13 protein-coding genes and 4 pseudogenes are annotated in these 17,810 nt (G+C 64.3%); 9 read left to right on the forward strand and 8 right to left on the reverse strand.

The annotated features are described in order from the left end of the window. Positions 1 to 59 precede the first annotated feature (59 nt). Positions 60 to 270: pseudogene (locus QX071_RS28425) on the forward strand (transposase); the annotation flags it as partial. A gap of 444 nt (positions 271 to 714) precedes the next feature. On the opposite strand, the gene QX071_RS28430 reads toward QX071_RS28425, so the two are convergent. The 3 genes and pseudogenes from QX071_RS28430 to madL form a co-directional block, all read right to left on the reverse strand. Further along, positions 715 to 1,440, reverse strand: a complete 726-nt coding sequence (locus QX071_RS28430; protein WP_315705869.1) for a GntR family transcriptional regulator — start codon at positions 1,438 to 1,440, stop codon at positions 715 to 717. Further along, positions 1,441 to 2,205 (reverse strand): malonate transporter subunit MadM, encoded by a 765-nt coding sequence (madM, locus tag QX071_RS28435; RefSeq protein WP_315705868.1) that lies wholly within the window; start codon positions 2,203 to 2,205, stop codon positions 1,441 to 1,443. It lies immediately after the preceding gene. Further along, positions 2,202 to 2,635: pseudogene (gene madL / locus QX071_RS28440) on the reverse strand (malonate transporter subunit MadL). The gene madM and the pseudogene madL overlap by 4 nt, the downstream one beginning before the upstream one ends. Positions 2,636 to 2,828: 193 nt before the next feature. Here madL and mdcA point away from each other — a divergent pair. From mdcA to QX071_RS28475, 7 genes are read left to right on the forward strand one after another with little or no spacing between them, the layout of a single operon-like run. Further along, positions 2,829 to 4,475, forward strand: coding sequence for a malonate decarboxylase subunit alpha (gene mdcA, locus QX071_RS28445; protein ID WP_315705867.1), 1,647 nt, complete (start codon positions 2,829 to 2,831; stop codon positions 4,473 to 4,475). 10 nt (positions 4,476 to 4,485) lie between these two features. Continuing rightward, complete coding sequence (mdcC, locus tag QX071_RS28450) at positions 4,486 to 4,803, forward strand: malonate decarboxylase acyl carrier protein (protein ID WP_315705866.1); 318 nt, start codon at positions 4,486 to 4,488, stop codon at positions 4,801 to 4,803. After that, positions 4,800 to 5,714 (forward strand): biotin-independent malonate decarboxylase subunit beta, encoded by a 915-nt coding sequence (locus tag QX071_RS28455; RefSeq protein WP_315705865.1) that lies wholly within the window; start codon positions 4,800 to 4,802, stop codon positions 5,712 to 5,714. Before mdcC ends, QX071_RS28455 begins: the two co-directional genes overlap by 4 nt. Continuing rightward, a complete protein-coding gene (gene mdcE / locus QX071_RS28460; RefSeq protein ID WP_315705864.1) occupies positions 5,701 to 6,441 on the forward strand; it encodes a biotin-independent malonate decarboxylase subunit gamma in 741 nt (246 codons plus the stop codon). The genes QX071_RS28455 and mdcE overlap by 14 nt, the downstream gene beginning before the upstream one ends. Positions 6,442 to 6,460: 19 nt before the next feature. Next, the gene (gene mdcG / locus QX071_RS28465) at positions 6,461 to 7,081 is read left to right on the forward strand and encodes a malonate decarboxylase holo-[acyl-carrier-protein] synthase (RefSeq protein ID WP_315729494.1); all 621 of its coding nucleotides are present in this window, start codon (positions 6,461 to 6,463) and stop codon (positions 7,079 to 7,081) included. Next, complete coding sequence (gene mdcB / locus QX071_RS28470; RefSeq protein ID WP_315705862.1) at positions 7,078 to 7,926, forward strand: triphosphoribosyl-dephospho-CoA synthase MdcB; 849 nt, start codon at positions 7,078 to 7,080, stop codon at positions 7,924 to 7,926. The genes mdcG and mdcB overlap by 4 nt, the downstream gene beginning before the upstream one ends. Beyond that, the gene (locus tag QX071_RS28475; protein ID WP_315705861.1) at positions 7,926 to 8,846 is read left to right on the forward strand and encodes an ACP S-malonyltransferase; all 921 of its coding nucleotides are present in this window, start codon (positions 7,926 to 7,928) and stop codon (positions 8,844 to 8,846) included. Before mdcB ends, QX071_RS28475 begins: the two co-directional genes overlap by 1 nt. A 171-nt stretch (positions 8,847 to 9,017) precedes the next feature. Here the strand turns inward: QX071_RS28475 and QX071_RS28480 are convergent, their stop codons facing one another. Genes QX071_RS28480 through QX071_RS28490 form a run of 3 tightly spaced genes read right to left on the reverse strand, consistent with a single transcriptional unit; the run spans position 9,018 to position 13,487 of the window. Next, the gene (locus tag QX071_RS28480) at positions 9,018 to 9,860 is read right to left on the reverse strand and encodes a DsbA family protein (RefSeq protein ID WP_315705860.1); all 843 of its coding nucleotides are present in this window, start codon (positions 9,858 to 9,860) and stop codon (positions 9,018 to 9,020) included. Positions 9,861 to 9,909: 49 nt separating this feature from the next. Continuing rightward, positions 9,910 to 12,474: a hypothetical protein gene (locus QX071_RS28485; protein WP_315705859.1), complete on the reverse strand. Its 2,565-nt coding sequence runs from the start codon at positions 12,472 to 12,474 to the stop codon at positions 9,910 to 9,912. A gap of 14 nt (positions 12,475 to 12,488) precedes the next feature. Further along, on the reverse strand, positions 12,489 to 13,487 hold the full coding sequence (locus QX071_RS28490; protein ID WP_315705858.1) for a hypothetical protein: 999 nt from the start codon (positions 13,485 to 13,487) through the stop codon (positions 12,489 to 12,491). Between the two features lie 705 nt (positions 13,488 to 14,192). Here QX071_RS28490 and QX071_RS34145 point away from each other — a divergent pair. Further along, a pseudogene (locus tag QX071_RS34145) lies at positions 14,193 to 14,486 on the forward strand (RHS repeat-associated core domain-containing protein); the annotation flags it as partial. Here QX071_RS34145 and QX071_RS34150 read toward each other — a convergent pair. Together QX071_RS34150 and QX071_RS28495 are read right to left on the reverse strand one after the other, a co-directional pair. Then, positions 14,421 to 14,642: pseudogene (locus QX071_RS34150) on the reverse strand (HupE/UreJ family protein); the annotation flags it as partial. The pseudogenes QX071_RS34145 and QX071_RS34150 sit on opposite strands and share 66 nt — an antisense overlap. Before the next feature lie 57 nt (positions 14,643 to 14,699). After that, positions 14,700 to 17,804 (reverse strand): DEAD/DEAH box helicase, encoded by a 3,105-nt coding sequence (locus QX071_RS28495; RefSeq protein WP_315705955.1) that lies wholly within the window; start codon positions 17,802 to 17,804, stop codon positions 14,700 to 14,702. Positions 17,805 to 17,810 lie beyond the last annotated feature (6 nt).

A 17,810-nucleotide genomic window follows, 5' to 3' on the forward strand; every position in this document is an offset into this window, starting at 1 on the left:
CTAAGTTCAGTGGACGGAAAAATCCGCCTTGTTACCGTGTGTCCCCGCGAGTGGTGTAGCTCGCCGCCTTCATGGATGAAGCCGAGGCCGACGTGCTCGCCTACATGAGCTTCCCGCCTCAGCATCGGGCCAAGCTGCACTCGACCAATCCGATCGAGCGCCTCAACGGCGAGATCAAGCCAGGACCGAGGTCGTCGGCATCTTCCCCAACGAAGACGCCATCGTCCGCCTATAGTCAGCACCATCCTGCTCGAGCAGAAGGACGAATGGACCGCTGCTGCCGAAATTCGCTTGCCGTGCTGGAGCATCGTTCATTACAAGCGCACCGGTCGGAAGATCCGCGTGATGGAACGGCGTGATCAGGAACGTGCAGCGCGCGCGGACATCGCTCGTCTCGAGGAAGGATGCCGTGAGCTCAAGCGCAGACTCCGGGCGGCCAGCGCGAGTGCCGAGTACTCCCCTGCCCCTCAGATTTCGGATGCTCCGCCGCAACTGATTTGCTTCCCGTTCAGGATCGCGAACCCGGCAGAGCGTGGCGGTCTGTCAAAAACGGCTCTCCCGGCGACAGCTCAGGTTGCGATGGACTCCGATCTGCCTGGTTCGAGGTACGGACCGTAGGGACCTTTGCTGGTCGGGACAACTGCGGCTGGATCAATAGTTCTGAAGACGTGCTGAACTCAGTCGCTCCATTGAGGAGATCGGATCTCCGATCCTCTACTCGTGTGGCACGTCGCCGACGCCCGGCGGCGCATCTCTGCCGAAGCGATCGTCGATGTAGCGCCTGAGCGCGGCGGCCGCATTCAACATGTGCGCACGCATTCTGCGCGATGCGGTCTCACCATCGCCCTCCGCGATCGCTTGCATGATGGCATCATGCTCGTCACGGGACTTTCGAATGCGATCACCCTGGCGCAATTGCGTACGACGGAAGGCGCTGAGCCGCGCGCGCACGTCTTGTGCCTGTTCCGCCATGAACGCGTTGTGCGTCGCGCTGTAGATGCATTCGTGGAACTGGCGGTTGAACGCGTCATAGGCATCGACGTCGCTCGCCTCGACCATCGCCCGCGAGTTTTCGTGCAACTCGATCAATTGGCTTCGCTCGAGCGGCGTCATGCGATAGGTGGCGAGCCTGACGCACATCGCCTCCACCTCGGCGCTGGTCTCGAACATGTCCATGATGCGCTCGGGGGTCAGGCGAGCAACCACGACTCCGCGGCGGCCGCGGACCTCGACGAGCCCGCTGATGACGAGTTGCCGAAGAGCTTCCCGCACCGGCGTGCGGGAAGCCCCGAAGCGATCGGCAAGCTGTTGCTCCTCCAGGGCCGAGCCGGCGACGAGCGCACCTGACGCAATCTCGTCGGTGAGCGCATTTCGGATGCGATCGGAGAGCAGCCCTCCATCGTCTTCCGCATCGGTTGCGACCTTGAGCAAACCTGCCATTCACGCTCCTATGATCGCGCGCACCGCGAAATAAAGGATCGACGGCGCGACCAGACATCCCAATCCGGTATGAAACGTCGCGGTCAATGCACCGTAAGGCACCAGACGCCGATCGGTTGCCGCAAGGCCTCCGGACACGCCGCTGACCGTCCCCATCAAGCCGCCGAACACCATCGCACTGCGCGGATTGTTGAGGCCGATCATCTTCGCGACAAACGGCGTGCCGATCATCACGATGACCGCCTTGAATACACCGGTCGCGATCGAAAGCGCAATAACCGGGGAGGACGCCCCGATCGCCGCTCCCGTCACCGGACCGACGATGTAGGTGACCGCGCCGGCGCCGATCGTCGTCAGCGAGATGGCATCGGTGTAGCCGAAGGCCGCGGCGACGAACACGCCGAGAATGAAGGGAACGACCGTGCCCAGCCCGAGCGCGATTGCACCGATTGCGCCGGCCTTCCGCGCGTGGACGACATCGACCTCGAAGGCGGTGGCGACGATGGCGAAATCCCGCAGCATCGCGCCGCCCATCAAAGCAATTCCGGTCAGCGCCGGCAGGTCGGCCACGCCCTTTTCGCCCCCGGTCGCAAGCCCACCGAAGAAGGCCAGCAGAAGGCCCAGCATGATTGCGATCGCCGAGCCGTGAACGCGCCCGAAGGTGAGGTATTTCGAGATCACCCCGGAGATCCACATCAGAATCCCGACGGCGGCAAAGGCGGTGAGCAGCGCATTGGCGACCAGCACGTGAGAGATCATGGTCATGCGATCCTCCCGGACTTAAAGTGAGGCGCGGCGAGATCCGCTGCCTCTCGCGCCTCGATCTCGTCCATTGTCTCGACACGACCGCTCAGCCGGCCGGTCAGGGCGACCATCGCGAAGCACACCACGACCGCGCCGACCCCCGCGATGATGACGATCGGACCGCCTTTTGCCGCAGCTACCACGTTCTGCTGCGCGGCCATGGCGACCACGATCGGGATGTAGAAGCTGCCCCAGAACTCGACGCCGGTCTTGAGGCCGTGGCTGAGCAGCTTGTGCCGCACCAGCCAGAGCCGGGCCGCGATCAGGAACATCATGGCAATGCCGACGCCGCCGACATTGGCCTTCACGCCGAGTGCGACGCCGAGCAGATCTCCAAGGAAGCCCCCAACAGCGTGCAGATCGCGAGCAGCGCTACGCCGGAAATGGTCACGGGCGCCTCCCTTCTGCGGGCGGAGTAGCGGTCGCAGGACTTGGACACCTTGTATGCATTCGCATCGTATACTTCCTCCTGTGTATGCGAACACTTCTCGTTTATAGCTTTTCGTATACTTTAATTGACGATTTAAGGAAATACGCATACATTGAAGTACATCACACCCACTCGGGCATGCCAGGGAGTCGAAATGAGCGATTGGGGTATGCAAAGGACCGCCCTCGGACTGCGCCTAGCGGCTGGCCGCCAGCACGCCAAGGGAAAGGTCGTCCCGGTCCCCGGCCTTCCCGCGTTTCTGAAGGCGGTGATCCGGTCAGGGGACCGGGTGTGCCTTGAGGGCGACAACCAGAAGCAGGCCGACATCCTCGCTGCGGCGCTCGCGAGCCTCGACCCCGCGGACATCAATGACCTTCACATGGTGCAATCGGGCGTGGTGCTGCCTGCGCATCTCGACATCTTCGAGAAGGGCATCGCTCGGCGGCTCGACTTCTCCTATTCGGGCCCGCAATCGGCGCGGATCGCGCGCATGCTGTTCGGCCGCAAGATCGAGCTCGGCGCCGTTCATACCTATCTCGAGCTGTTCGCCCGCTACTTCATCGATCTCACGCCGAACGTGGCACTGATCGCGGCGGTGAGCGCCGACAAGGACGGCAATCTCTATACGGGGCCGAACACCGAAGACACGCCGACGGTCGTCGAGGCGACCAGCTATAAGAACGGCCTCGTCGTGGCGCAGGTCACCGAGATCGTCGACAAGGTGCCGCGGGTCGACATTCCCGGCGATCTCGTGCATTTCGTGGTCGAGGCCGGTCGCCCCTTCTATGTCGAGCCGCTCTTCACCCGCGATCCGGCCGCCATCACCGAGACCCAGATCCTGACAGCGATGCTCGCCATCAAGGGCATCTACGCGCCCTACGGCGTGCGCCGGCTCAACCATGGTATCGGCTTCAATACCGCCGCAATCGAGCTGCTGCTGCCGACCTATGGCGAGAAGCTCGGCCTGAAGGGCAAGGTCTGCACCCATTTCGCGCTCAATCCGCATCCGACGCTGATTCCGGCGATCGAATCCGGCTGGGTCGACCAGATCCATTGCTTCGGATCGGAAGTCGGCATGGAGGACTACGTCGCGGCGCGCTCCGATATCTTCTTCACCGGGCCCGACGGGTCGCTGCGCTCCAATCGCGCCTTCTGCCAGACCGCGGGCCTCTATGCCTGCGACATGTTCATCGGATCGACACTCCAGATCGACCTCGAAGGCCACAGCTCGACCGTGACGACCAGCCGCATCGCCGGTTTCGGCGGCGCGCCGAACATGGGCTCCGATCCGCGCGGCCGCCGCCACCCGAGCGAGCCCTGGCTCAAGGCCGGCGCCGAGGCGGCGCCCGAGGACAACGCCGCACTACGCCGCGGCCGCAAGCTGGTGGTGCAGATCGGCGAGACGTTCGGTGAGCGCAATGCACCGCTGTTCGTCGAGAGGCTCGATGCGCTCGACCTGGCGCGCGAGCTCAAGCTCGATCTCGCGCCGGTGATGGTCTACTCGGACGACGTGACACACATCGTCACCGAGGAAGGCATCGCCAACCTCCTGATGTGCCGGACCAAGGACGAGCGCGAGCAGGCGATCCGCGGCGTCGCCGGATACACCGACATCGGCCGGGCTCGCGATGCGAAGATGGTCGAGACGTTGCGTGCACGTGGCGTGATCCGCCGGCCCGAGGATCTCGGCATCGATCCGCTCGATGCCGATCGTCGCCTGCTGGCGGCACGCTCGATCAAGGATCTCATGCTGGCCTCCGGCGGCTTGTACCGTCCGCCCAGCCGCTTCCGCAACTGGTGAGGAGTTTCGCATGGAAAAACTCAGCTTCAGGCTGACCGCAGCAAGATCCGCCGGCGGCACCCGTACCCAGGCGATCGTCGGCGTCGTCGCTTCCGGCAATCTCGAAGTGCTGCTCGAACGGAGCGCGCCGGCCGACGTCTGCACCATCGACATTGCCACAGCCGCCCATGGCTTCGGCATGGTCTGGGACGCCGTGGTTCGGGACTTCGTTGCTCGCCGCTCAGCTGGAGGCTTGCGCATCTCCATCAATGACGGCGGCGCCCGGCCGGACACGGTCGCGCTGCGCCTTGCACAAGGCATCCGCAAGATCGAGGAGCCGGAACGATGAGAGCGGCCGCAACCAACATGGAACCGCTCAGCTGGTATGAGGCAAGCGCCCGGCAGCGAATCGATGCGCTGATCGACACCGGCAGCTTCTCTGAATTCATCGGACCGGAGCTGCGCGAGGTGAGCCCGCATCTGGCCATCTTCGATCTGCCGGAACAGTTCGATGACGGCATCGTCATCGGCCGCGGGCGCCTCGAGGGCGAGCCGGTGCTCGTTGCCGCGCAGGAAGGTCGCTTCATGGGTGGCGCTTTCGGTGAAATTCACGGCGCGAAGTTGACCGGTCTGTTGGGCGCGGCCTGCGCACTGCATCAGGACGTGCTGATCCTGTTCGACACGGGCGGCGTGCGCCTTCAGGAGGCCAATGCCGGCGAGCTCGCGATCGCAGAAATCATGCGCGCGGTCGTGGAAGCGCGGCGCGCGGGCGTCAACGTCATCGGGCTGATCGGCGGTCGCGCAGGATGCTATGGCGGCGGCAGCCTGATTGCGGGCACCTGCTCGCGCCTGATCGTTTCCGAGCAGGGGCGGATCAGCGTCAGTGGCCCCGAAGTGATCGAGACCAACAAGGGCATCGAAGAATTCGACTCGCGCGACCGCGCGCTGGTCTGGCGCACGATGGGTGGGAAGCACCGCTACCTCATCGGCGGGGCCGACGTATTCGTGGACGATGACGCTCGCGCGTTTCGCGAAGCCGCGATCGACGTACTTCGTATCAAACGCGCTTGCAGCGTCGCATATCTGGAAGCCGAACAAACGCGCCTGGAGCGGCGGCTGCAGCGCTTCGGCGAGGCCAAGGATGCCGTCGAGATCTGGCAGGGACTCGGCATCGACGAGCCGTCCGAAATCCCCGCCCTGCCGACCGATCGGTTTCTTCGCGCGGCCCAGGTCAGGGAGAACGCCGATGACGCTCGATGAGATTGTGGGCGCTCTGTTCCCGAACGACAGCGGGATCGACCTCACGGGCACGATGATCGCCGGGACGGCAACCCTGCCCGGTGGGGAACCGATCCACGTGCTCGGGATCACCCAAGGCCAGCCGCTCGGCGTCGACGAGGCCATCGAGCTTGCAGGGCGCGTGATCGAGATCATCAAATCAGGCGATCGTGCGCCAATCCTGGTCCTGGTGGATTCTGCCAGCCAGCGCATGAGCAAGCGTGATGAGCTGCTCGGCCTTAGCGAATACCTCGCCCATCTCGCCAAGACCCTGCTGCTCGCGGAAGCGCAAGGACATCGCACGGTCGGCCTGCTCTACGGCGGCAGCGCAGCTGGCGCATTCATCGCCACGGCGCTCGCGACCGGCACGCTGGCGGCGCTGCCCGGCGCGCATCCCGCCGTGATGGATCTGCCGTCGATGGCGCGGGTGACGAAGCTGCCGATCGACGTGCTGAAAGCCAAGGCCGAAGCGACGCCTGTGTTCGCGCCCGGGCTCGACAACATGGTGCAGACCGGCGGCGTTCACGTCGTCTGGGACGAACACGCACCTCTGGCGCAGCAGCTTGCGGCAGCGCTGGCACGGCCGACAGGAGAGGATGATCGCGCCCGACTCGGCTTGGAGCGTGGCGGACGGCGCAAGGCCTCCGAGATCGCTGAGCGGGTCGCGGCAATCGCGGCGAGCACAGATCCCGAGCAGCAGCATGCGTGAACCTCTGAGCCGGCATACGATGGTGACACCCTCCGCGGCAGCCTGGGCCGCGCTCATGGCACGTCATCCCGAACTCGCCGAGCACGCGATCGTTGAGGGCTGGGTGCGCGATGGTCGCCCTCTGGTCGTGCGACGGCAAAGTTGCAGCGATTCGGCCGGAGCCATCCCGCTCGGCTTGCCGCTTCCGCCCTCTCACGGCAAGCGACGCATCGCGGTCACGCTCGAAGCCCGCGAGATAATCGAACGCGAGCCGCCTCCGCTCCTCGCTGATGCCGCAGCCACAGCACCACCCGCATGGCGGGAGACGATCGATCGACTTCTCCGGCTCTGCCCGCAGACCCGGACCTTCGGCAGCCTGGCCTGGCAGCATCTCACGGGCCTGCGCTATCTGACGGCGTCCTCGGACCTCGACCTGATTTGGCCGCTGTATTCGGCCCAGCAAGCAAGCACCCTGCCCGCCGACATCGCCAACATCGCACGAAACGCTCCAATTCGGCTGGATGGAGAGATCACCTGCCCTGTCGGCGACGTGCAATGGCGCGAACTGATGTGTGAGGACACGGACGAAGTTCTCGTCAAGCGGCTCAATGGCGTCCACGGCATGACGAAGGCTGCATTTCTCTCCGGTGCCGTGTCATGAATCTAGCGCTGAATTGGCAAGCGCTGCCGGAGCACCCGCTCCATGCGGAGCAAGTTGGCCAGTTGGCATCGATGTGCCTGAGGCTCGAAGTCGAGACCTACCCGAAGCCGGGTCTCGTCAGCCATGTCGACAATGGTGCCCACCACGACATGCACGCTGAGCTGCTGCGCCGAAGTGCCAATACCTTGCGGCCATTCTTCCGCAATCTGGCAGCTGCAGGCGCTGAAGGCGCCGGCATGAGCCGCTTGCGCGCGATCGGCGTTGCCGCGGAGCGCGCCATGCTCGACGTGACTTCGGGCGTGAACACGCATCGCGGCGCGATCTTCGGTTTGGGTCTGCTCTGTGCCGCGGCCGGATATCGCGGCGCGCTCGGAATCAGAAAACCGCTCGGCGAACTGGTGTCGCAGCGTTGGGGCGAGGACATCCTCGCCGGCCCCGTATCCTTGCGCAGCCATGGCGCTGTGGCCTCCCGTCGCTATGGTGCCGGCGGTGCCAGGGCGGAAGCGGCACACGGCTTCCCATCGGTCTATGACGTCGCCCTCCCCGCGCTTCGTGCTGCGCGCGCGCGCACACCTCACGATGAAGAGGCGGTCCGCATTCAGACGTGTATGGCGCTTATCGCCGATGTCAACGATACCAACCTCCTGCACAGAGGCGGTCCGACGGGATTGCACTTCGCGCAAGCCAGCGCATCCGCGTTCCTGGCCGCGGGAGGCATCGAATCTCCAGGATGGCGCGAGCGCGCCACCGGCATTCATCGCGCGTTCGTCGAGCGCAACCTGAGCCCCGGCGGCTCCGCGGACCTGCTCGCCATGGCACTGTTCGTCGATCGGCTGGACTGCTGATGCTCGCACTGCTCTGCGGTGGACAAGGCACTCTTTCAGGCAAGATCTTCGATCTGGTCGCCGACCAGCCTGCGGCGCAGCCGGTCTTCACCGCTGCAAGCCTCTATCTCGGGCAAGATCCGCGCATGCTGGTCCGCGAGCGGAGCGCTGACGAATTGTCCGCCAACCATGTCAGTCAGATTCTGACGGTCACATCAGCCCTCGCAATCCACGCCTGCGTTGCCGACCTGCTGGACGAGCAGACCGCCGTCACGGGCTACAGCGTCGGCGAGATGGCGGCCTGGAGCATTGCGGGAGTATGGACAGCGAACGAAGCCTTGCGGCTGACGGACGTTCGCGCGCGGCTGATGGAAGAGGCGGCTGGGGCCGATGGGCGCCTTGGCTACGTCCGCGGGCTGGATCGGGCCACGCTCGAACGCCAGGTCAAGCAACATCGCTGCGAGATCGCGATCGAGAATCCCAGCCTTCTCTTTGTAGTCGGCGGCGCGGAGCGGGACGTGATCGCAGTCTGCCGGGAGGCCGCCGAACTCGGCGCCGCGCGCACTGGCCTTCTCGCCGTGAAGATCGCCTCGCACACGTCACGGCTCAAGCTCGCCTGCGAGCCGCTGGAGAGAGCGCTCGATGCCAGCAAGCGTTCTCCTATCGCAGACCAGCGCATCCTGCTCTCCGGTAGCGAGGGCGAGCGCATCTTCAATGCAGGGCATGCGACAGCGAAGCTCGCGGGCCAGATCGCGCAACCCATCGACTGGTCGGCGACGCTGGAGGCCCTCTCCGAGCTTGGGGTCGACCGTGCGCTGGATCTAGGTCCAGGGCATGCGCTCGCCGAGATGATGCAGGACTTTGTTCCGTCCATCCGCTGCTACGCCGCCGACGGCTTTCACTCGGTGGAAGGTTTGCGCAATTGGATCGCTTCCAATTAGGCGCAACAGCCGTCGTCACGTGGCTCACCCGGCCCCGCTCAGTTCATCGACCGCCCACAGGCATATCAACGCGCAAAAAAGAAAGGTGGGGGATCCGTTGGTAGCGGGGGAACGCGACCGCCTTTACCCATATCAACCGAAGCTGCGATATCTCATCCAATCCCTCGCGCCCTACGGCTCCTTCACAGCCGAGATGCGCGCCTTCAGCGCCGCAGCGCCGACCGCACCGGGAATGACGCTATCGCCGATCACATAACCGGGCGTGCCGTTGATGCCGAGCGCGGAGGCTAGGCGCATGTTCTGCTGCAAGGCCTCGTTCACCTCGGCGCTCGCCGCCTCCTTTTCGATCTCGCCGGCATTGAAGCCGAGGTCAGCTGCAACCGCGAGCGCCGCTGCGCGATCGACCCGTCCCTGCTTCGTCAACAGGCGGCGATGAAATTCAAGCGATTCCGCCGCGCTTGGATGATGCATCTGCAGCGCGATCGCGACCTTTGCGGCCTCGACGGAGTCAGGGCCTAGGATCGGGAGTTCCTTGAGCACGATGCGCACATTCGGCGCGTCGGCGATCAGCGCAAGCGTATCGCCGAGGGCCTTGCGGCAATAGCCGCAGTTGAAGTCGTAGAACTCGACCACCGTGCGCGCGCCATCAGCGGCGCCGAGCGTCGTCTGCAGCGGCGCCATGTACAGCGCCTTGGCATTGTCGCCGATCACCTGCTTGGCGTTGTTCGCCGCAAGCGTCGGTGCGGTCTGCGCGGTAGCGTTGCGCTTGGCAATCAGCGCCATCAGCGCAGTGCGGACCGCCTCCGGGTGATCGGCCAGGTATTTCTCGATCGCCGGCCCCAGAGCTTCCGGATGCGCGGCGAGATATTGCTGGATCGCCTCGTCGACGTCCGCGCGCCGCATTTGAGCGTGCGATGTCCCGGGCACAGCGATCGTCGCGGCGACGAGCGCCACCGCGGCGACTGCGCGTATCCGGACCAAGGCGCGCTTTGGCATATCAGCCAGTCCAATCATCGCTCAGTTCCTCCACTCATGTCTTGTCGCCATCGAACGGCAGCCGCAATCACCGGCCCCCCGACAGTCCTCCTAACGGTCGCCTCTCAAGCAGCGGCGGCGCAAGCCGTCGCGGGGCGAGCGGCGCAATGCGACCACGCGCGATCGGCCAGCAGCGCTTCCCAAGCGGCCCGGGAACCATTCCGGGAGGACACGTGATCGGGCCAGTGATGGATGGCGCACGTCTTTCCGGCGCGCGCTTTTCCGGCACCTTCGGTGTTGAGGGCTGCCGCCGCACCGGCCCGGGCACAATCGGCACAGCCGCCGGCTTGCGCGCCACGCAGGCGCCCTTATCGTCGCGAACCTCGCCGACGCGACAGGGCTCTTGCGGAACGAACTTCTTCTGGGCGGGCGCAATGCACTGCGAGCGGTCCTTCGGATTGACGGGAGCCGGACAGCACTCGCCGCTCGTCGTCAAGTTCGCAGTCGCACAGCACTTGCCCGCCGCGGTCGGAACGTAGCCGGCGACACAGCAAAGCGAGATCTTCGGAATCTTGAACGTCGGCTGGCACTGCGTCCCGTCGGCGCTCGGCGACTGTCCGGCCGGACAGCAAACCCCTTTCGAGGTCGCCTGGCTCTTCAGGCAGCACTTGCCCGCGATCTTCACATAACCCGGAGAACAGCAATCGGTGCATGTTCCGTTCGGGATTTTCGGGATCGACGGCTCGCAAACCCCGTTCACCAGCGCACTCAGGCAGCAGAGCTGGCCCCCGCCCGGACCGGAATAGATGTGATCATTGTTGCAGCACTCCTGGTTGGGGCCGATCGCCGTCTGGGTCGTGCCACACATCGGCTTGGCGATGTCGGTCGACGGAATCGAGGAGCCTCCGCTCGAGCAGGCACCGCCTGGCCGGAGGTCGGCAGACGAGCAGCACTTGCCGCCAATGAGGATTTCGGACTGCGCGCAACCCGGCGCGCAGGCGCCCTTGCTCCAGACCTGGTTGACGGGACAGACCGGCCAACCCGGCGGACCGCACACATGGGTCTGACAGGCACGGAAGCTCGGCGGCGGCAGCGGCACGCCGAACGGGAGTATGCCCGGCTGGAGTTGCGCCGGCTGGTCAGCGCAGGTGCGGAGGATGGCGATGTCTCCCAGATGTCCCCGCGCCGACAGATCGGGCGGCGCATCGGCGTAGTCTATGAAATAGCTGAGCCGCGGCGGCTCGTGGTCGCGGCGGATACGCCAGGCCGGATTGCCCTGCAGTCCATCGATGGCGAGCATATCGGGCTGGCCAAGCTGTGCGGCGGCTTTCGGATCCGTGGCGTGGCGCAACTGCTCTCCGGTCGTCCAGACAAAACCGCCGCAGGAGCGCGGATTGATGTTGCCGCGATCATCATAGCTGTAACCGATGGCAACGCCGCCATTGTCGTTGCGGAAGGTCTCGGGGAAACCCACCGCGTATTCATCCGGCACAGCCTGCCAGATCGGCTGCTTTGCCTCGGTCACGCCGATCACCGTGTAGCGCAGCACGCGGCCGATCGACGGCACCGACAGCGCTTCGAAATCCTGCGCGCCGGTCGGCGCCGGCCGCTCGGCGAGATACATCCGCCCCGCATCGTCGAACGTGACGCGCGAGATTTCAGTGGGGCCGGCCGCTGGCGGCGCGGCCACCTCGATCCTGATGTCCGAGCCGAACGAGCCGTCCGCGTCGAGTCCGACCGACCAGACCCGCAGTCCGTCGGCAACAGCGTAGTAGAGACGGTGATCGCGGATCGCGAGGCCGAACACGCGCCGTTCCGGCGCGGTGTACTCCCAGGTCTCGGGCCCTGCGCTGTCGAATTGCGGGCTCGCGAGATCAATGCCGGGCCCGGCAGCTGCGGGGACCGGGGCAAGACCGATGGCGGCGGTGCCGGAAACACCGTGGTCATAGGCGCCGAGATCGGTGCCGTTCATGCCGAAGCGATGAATGAGGCCGGTCTCGCGATCGGCGACGAACAACGATTTCGTGGCAGGATCGTAGGCCAATCCGCCGAGCGCTGCGCCCGAATTCGTCCGCCCGCCAGTGACGACATTGGCGAACAGCTTCACCTCGCCGGTAAGGCCGTCGATCTTCCAGATCGACCCAGGCCCGCCTCCGGGTCCCCACTGCGCCGGCATGAAGGCCGCATTGTTCGTCCCATACCTGATGTGCTGCGGCTTGCCATCGGCTCCGGGTGCGACGATCGACAGCCCATAGGCCGACGTCGCCGCGACGTAGATGTTGGCGGGCGATTGGTCATCGAGCGCGACACCGAACACTTGCCCAATCCACTTCGCGCTCACCGTAAAGGGTTTTGGCGCGCCGACGAGCTGCGCCTCCGGCGGAGCGCCCATGCGACTGAGATCGACGACGCGCAGCGACGACCCGTCGGGATTGAGGAAGGAGTGCGCATCGGCGTCCTGGCCGGGCTCGATCTCGAACGGCCGGAGACCGCCGGAGAAGCCGGTGACCACGGCCTGGCCCGGCGCGTAGATGCCGCGGGGCGCCTGAGCCGAGGCCGTGTTGCCGTGCGCGAGAGCCACGCTTGCTGCGACGGCGATACAGCGTATCGCATGGGCTGCGATGACAAACGACCGATGTCGACGAGGTTCCATGACGCTCTGTCTCCTCATTTCGGAGGCTGAGGTCGGGGGACGCAGGTGCCGCTCTTCGGGTCAGGCACGGTGCTCGGCGGACAGCATTGCCCACAGGAAGACATCTGGGTGGGATTGCAGCAGCTCCCATCGAACGCCATGCCCTGGCTTGGATCGGCGCACGGTGTTACGCAGGCGCCGACCCCGCCGATGCGGACCTGTCCGGTGGGACATGCCGGCGGCGGACACATGCCGAATGGTGCGAAGCCCAGGTTCGCTGGCTGGCCCGTGTTGTCGCAGAGGCACTGCGATAGGCCGCTTGGTAGGATCGGGCCCGGATGTGTTTGATGATCCGGATTATCGGCCTCATACGGACAATCGCAGGCGAACAGCCAGCGATGCACGTCGGTGCCTGGATTGGCGACCTCATGCCAGGCGGGCACCATCGGCTTGGGACAGAAGCAGGATTGGACGGGGTCACAGCCCGTGTTCTCCTGCGTCGGCGGCAGTTGAATGGCCAGCGTTCCCTCTGGCGACTCGATCCTCTCCACCGTTGGGATGTTGTCGCCGTAGCCGCACTTCTGCCATTTGTCGTTACAGTTCGCGATCGAGCTGTAGGGGATGCAGGCGGGGTCCTTCATCTGATCGTAGTGGCCCTGCGGTTGGCAATGCTTGACGTCGACCGATCCGCAAAAGGCCATCTGAGGCGGCGGCCGCTTACAGTTGCAGCCGATTCCCAGCCCGCCGCACAGCGCGTCTTCAATGCATTCGCCGATATCGCCACCGATCGAGTTTGTGCTCTGCTCCGTCTCGCAGGCGCACTGCACAACCTTGGCAGCCGAGCCGACCGCCGCAAGCTGCGCGGATAGATCGCCGAGCACCTCCTTTGCGATGGCGTTGCCGAATATCGTGTTCAACGCACCGACGATATCTTTGCCTTTCACCTGCGCTTCCGCACAGAATTGATCGACCAGCTTTTGTCCTTTTCCGGTGTCCGATCCTTGGAGGGCTACTCCCCCAAGCGCGATGTCCAAGGCGACCGCCGCAGCGCAGGATGCCTCATCCTCGCAGACCGACTTGCAATCCAATGTTGCCTTCAGCGTGCCGTAGAAGGCGTTGCCGATGTCCTCGAAGCTGCACCCGGCGCGCGCGGGAGAGGCAAGCAGCGTCACCGCTGCCATGATGGCTATACCTTGGGCCCGCCAACCTGCTGGAACTCTCATGGTCATTGCCCCAGTCCGGGTACTTCAAGTCTAGGCAGACTCCCATCTGTTGACATTGAGATGCGTCAATCGACACGCGCCCCGTCGGGCACATACAGGTGGCACCTCTGAAGCCTTCCGCGTCCCTGCCCGACTCGGTCCCTTGGGAACACCGACGAAGATCGGCGCCACCGCAGCTCCGGTCTCTGCCGCAGTTCGTGCTCTTGCGCGAGGGCATCGCTCGATGCTGCGATGAAGCGGAAGATCAACATGGCACGAGAGAGCGATGAGCGGTTCGACGATACCCGGCGACAGCGAAATGATGCCGTACATCGTAAGTCCGAGCGTCACCGAATGCGTGGGCGAACCGTGGCCGGACTTTCGGGAGTGTTCTTGTGAAGAGCGAAGAGTCTCGCTCAAGGTCGAACAGGGAACGGTTCCCCCTAGACGCACCAAGAGTTCTACGACTTAGCCTCGTTTTGAAGAAACCGTCGAATATCCGTTGAATGAGCAACGGTATGCAAACTCGCAACTTACAGCTATCGCATATATCCGGCCTGGGGCCGCTTTATCTCAGAGGATCGGATTGGCATTGCTGATGGCATAAACCTGTATGCCTACGTAGCTAATAATCCCCTGAGTTTCGGTGATGCGACTGGCAATTGTCCAGTCTGTGTTGCCGTAGGCGCGGAAGTACGATCGGCCGCAAAGCGCGCCGCACCGGGCCGCAAAAGCCGGATTCGTTTCGATTGGGCGACCGCATCGCTATCTGACGATGCGTTGCAATGTCCAGAACAGTGCGGTGACCGCAATGGCGGACGAAGCAGGTAGAACGATGCGGACCCGATACCACCGCTTTTCGCGATGCCACATAGCGACTGTCAGAAATACGGTAGCAATGATCGCGAGTTGCGCCAGCTCGATTCCGACGTTGAATCCAGCCAAGGCTGGTAGAACCTCAGCTTTCGACAGACGGAGCTCGCGTAGCGCCCCCGCAAAGCACTAGCTAATTTCATTTGCGTCAGCGAAGCTACGCGTGATCCGTCATTCGTCCAGCAGATCCAAGAACTGTTCGACCCTTCGCAACGCGTCCTCGCTGCTCCGTCCGACATAGATGACCCGATTGCCGTCGCGCTGCAGCAACCGTGAATATGACTTCCGGAGCCTTCCCCCGAGCATCGTTGCGGCAATCGCCTCCGGTCCGACATCAAGGCGCATGATGCCCCGCTCCCTGCAGCTTACCCTGAGCCTGGCAACAGCGAAGAAATTGGTGGCCGCAGGCGGCAACTTGCCGAACCGGCGCAGCGTTTCATCCTCAAGCTCCTCCAGCTCGTCATAACTTCGGCACCGAGCGGCTCGAGCATAGATCTCGAGCCTGACCGCCTCCGACTGCACATAGACTGAGGGAAGCAGCTCAGCGATAGGCAAATTCAGCTCCGGAACCCAGAGCGCGCCCATTCCGTCGCGATCTCCGTCCAGGGCTAGGGTCAGAAGATGGCCGTAGAGGGTCGGGCCGAACACCTGCATGTGGCCGGACTGCCGATCCGAGAGCATGTCGCCGCCGCCGCGGAGGTCGAGATCGCGCGCGCTGATCGCAAAACCTGCGCCCGGACGATTCAGCTCCTCGAGAACGGCCAGCCGCTTCTCCGAGCGATCGGAGCCACCCTCCGTCAGAAAATACGCAAACGCCCGGATACCGCCGCGCCCCACCCGCCCCCTGAGCTGATGCAGTTGTGCCAAGCCAAATCGTTCCGGCCAGCACACCACGATGGTATTTGCACGCGGGATGTCGAGCCCGCTTTCCACGATGTTGGTCGCAAGCAAGACATCGGCCTTGCCTTCGACGAAGTCCATCAACCTCTCGTCGATCTCATCTGCGGGCAGCTTGCCGTGAATCGTGATGATACGTAGTTCAGGCGCCAGCGAGTGGATGCTGGCGAGCATGGGATCCAGATCCTGAATCCGGGGACAAATGACGAAACTCTGACCATTGCGTCTATGCTCGCGGACCAGAGCGGCGGCGATCGCTATGTCCGAGAGCGGCGCCACCTTGGTGACGACCGGAACACGATGGGCCGGCGGGGTTGCGATCACGCTGAGATCCCGAAGGCCGGTCAAACCGGCCGCAAGTGTGCGGGGGATCGGCGTCGCGCTCATCCAAAGCCGGTGACCGTTCTTATTGAGGCCCGACAGCGTGGCTTTTTCGGCCGCTCCGAAATGCTGCTCCTCATCGAGGATGATCAGACCAAGATCGGCAAACCTCACGTCCTTCGATGCGAGCGAGAGCGTTCCGACGACGACCTTGAGCTCTCCGCTCTTCAGTCCCTCTCTCACCTGCCGCGCCTCGGCAGCCGACGCGACCCGCGACAGGTTTCCGACTTCGATGCCGAGCGGCGCAAAGCGCTTGCGGAATGTTTCGACGTGCTGTCGTGCCAGCACCGTCGTCGGCACGACGACGGCAACCTGCTTTCCGGCGAGCACAGCTGCCGCCGCCGCGCGCAACGCCACTTCGGTCTTGCCAAAGCCGACGTCGCCGCAGACGATACGGTCCATGGGATGCCCCGACCCAAGGTCATCCAGAACGTCGCGGATGGCCTTGGCCTGATCGGGGGTGGTGAAATACGGAAACCGCGCGACGAACTGCTCATAACTGGCTGGGCGCAGCACGAGCTTCGGTGCTGGGCGCCGCCTGCGCTGCCTCATCTGCTTGGCGAGCTCGTTGGCGACCACGTGAATCTCGGTCTCGGCAGCAGTTCGCCGCGGCCGCCATGAGCTGCCGTCGGCCCTGTCCAACGAGATGTCTCCAAGCTCACCGGCGTACGGCCAGATCAAGGCCAATTCCGCAAGAGGCACCAAAACAGCGTCGTTTCCGGCAAACACCAACCTGACCATCTCGCGTGCGGTGAGATCTCCTGTGCCCATTGACCGCAAACCGCCAAGGCGTGCCAGCCCACGTTGCAGATGGACGACCACAGATCCAAGCTCAGGCAGGTCCACCGCATCGAAGCCCGGCGTCCATGCCCAGTTCGCCGGTTGCGGTTGATGCGCCCTGCTGCCGAGCACATCGGCAGCAGTGATGACCACGAGCGGCTTTCGTCCGGGAACGACAAAACCGGCATCGAAGCCAGCCAGCATCGCGGCCTCTCGCCTGCCCTTCGCGGTCGCCTGCGCCCAATCAGGGACGCGTTCGGCCTTGATGGCGCTCATCCGGGCCATGAGACGCAAATCCGCTTCCACCGCGGCGACGAACACCAGACGTGCATCACCACGCTGAACTTCCTCGATAAACGCTCGAAGGGCCTTCCGCGGAGAGGATTCCTTATAGAACTCTGGCGTCGCCCGATACGGAGCGGTCGGGGGCAACAGGGCGATCCTCTTCGCCGCCTGATCCCATTCGCGTCGGCTCAGATACGCACGATCACGCTCGCCACGGGCGGCCGCATCCTCGATCGTGCTCAGCCAGGTGGCGGCGTTCCTGGGTACGCCGGTGTCAGCGATCCATTTGGCGCGCGCGCAGTACTCGACAAGGTTAGACTTTTTCCGAGCTCGGTCCTTGAACGCCAGGCGCTCGGACATTGGATCGATCAGGAGCTCCCTGGGTTCGGAAATCACCTCCTGATCCATCGGGTTGAAGGCCGCGATCCGCCGTATCCTGCCTCCGGAATGCTCAATTCTGAAGGGGCCGAGCGCGCCGGCTGGAAAGATCTCGAACGTATTGCCGTGAAACAGAACGCCACCGGGATAATCCGGACTGTCGTCCAGATCGTATCCGAGAGCACGCAAGCGGGCTTCGAGATCGTCTTCGGAATAGACGCCCCCGATGCGAAGTGGCAAGCCGAGCCGAGACCAGTTCGCCGGCAACGGCAAGCGTTCCATTATTGCTTCCGCCGTGGTGATCAGCAGAATCGGCTGCTTCGCACCCGCAAGGCGTCTCAACACGGAGCTCCGCCTGCCCGCGATATCACGTGACGGCTCCAGCTGATCGAATGGCAGGGTGTTCAAGCGCGGATAGACGAGCACATCACAAGTGGGCTCGACGACCTGGATGATGGAACCCAACCGCTCGGCGCGGCGCTCGTTCTCGGCGAGAAACACGAGACCGCGGCGCCCCGACATACGCCACTGCGTCACGACATGCAGCGCCAACATGCCGAG

Origin of the sequence: Bradyrhizobium sp. SZCCHNS1022 (assembly GCF_032484835.1) — a bacterium.
In the GTDB taxonomy this organism is placed as follows: domain Bacteria; phylum Pseudomonadota; class Alphaproteobacteria; order Rhizobiales; family Xanthobacteraceae; genus Bradyrhizobium.

Coding starts and splice junctions, on each gene's coding strand:
- mdcC (WP_315705866.1), top strand. CDS start 4,486: ATGGAAAAACTCAGCTTCAGGCTGACCGCAGCAAGATCCGCCGGCGGC.
- QX071_RS28430 (WP_315705869.1), bottom strand. CDS start 1,440: ATGGCAGGTTTGCTCAAGGTCGCAACCGATGCGGAAGACGATGGAGGG.
- QX071_RS28455 (WP_315705865.1), top strand. CDS start 4,800: ATGAGAGCGGCCGCAACCAACATGGAACCGCTCAGCTGGTATGAGGCA.
- mdcB (WP_315705862.1), top strand. CDS start 7,078: ATGAATCTAGCGCTGAATTGGCAAGCGCTGCCGGAGCACCCGCTCCAT.
- madM (WP_315705868.1), bottom strand. CDS start 2,205: ATGACCATGATCTCTCACGTGCTGGTCGCCAATGCGCTGCTCACCGCC.
- mdcE (WP_315705864.1), top strand. CDS start 5,701: ATGACGCTCGATGAGATTGTGGGCGCTCTGTTCCCGAACGACAGCGGG.
- QX071_RS28485 (WP_315705859.1), bottom strand. CDS start 12,474: ATGGAACCTCGTCGACATCGGTCGTTTGTCATCGCAGCCCATGCGATA.
- QX071_RS28495 (WP_315705955.1), bottom strand. CDS start 17,804: ATGTTGGCGCTGCATGTCGTGACGCAGTGGCGTATGTCGGGGCGCCGC.
- mdcG (WP_315729494.1), top strand. CDS start 6,461: ATGGTGACACCCTCCGCGGCAGCCTGGGCCGCGCTCATGGCACGTCAT.
- QX071_RS28480 (WP_315705860.1), bottom strand. CDS start 9,860: ATGATTGGACTGGCTGATATGCCAAAGCGCGCCTTGGTCCGGATACGC.
- QX071_RS28475 (WP_315705861.1), top strand. CDS start 7,926: ATGCTCGCACTGCTCTGCGGTGGACAAGGCACTCTTTCAGGCAAGATC.
- mdcA (WP_315705867.1), top strand. CDS start 2,829: ATGAGCGATTGGGGTATGCAAAGGACCGCCCTCGGACTGCGCCTAGCG.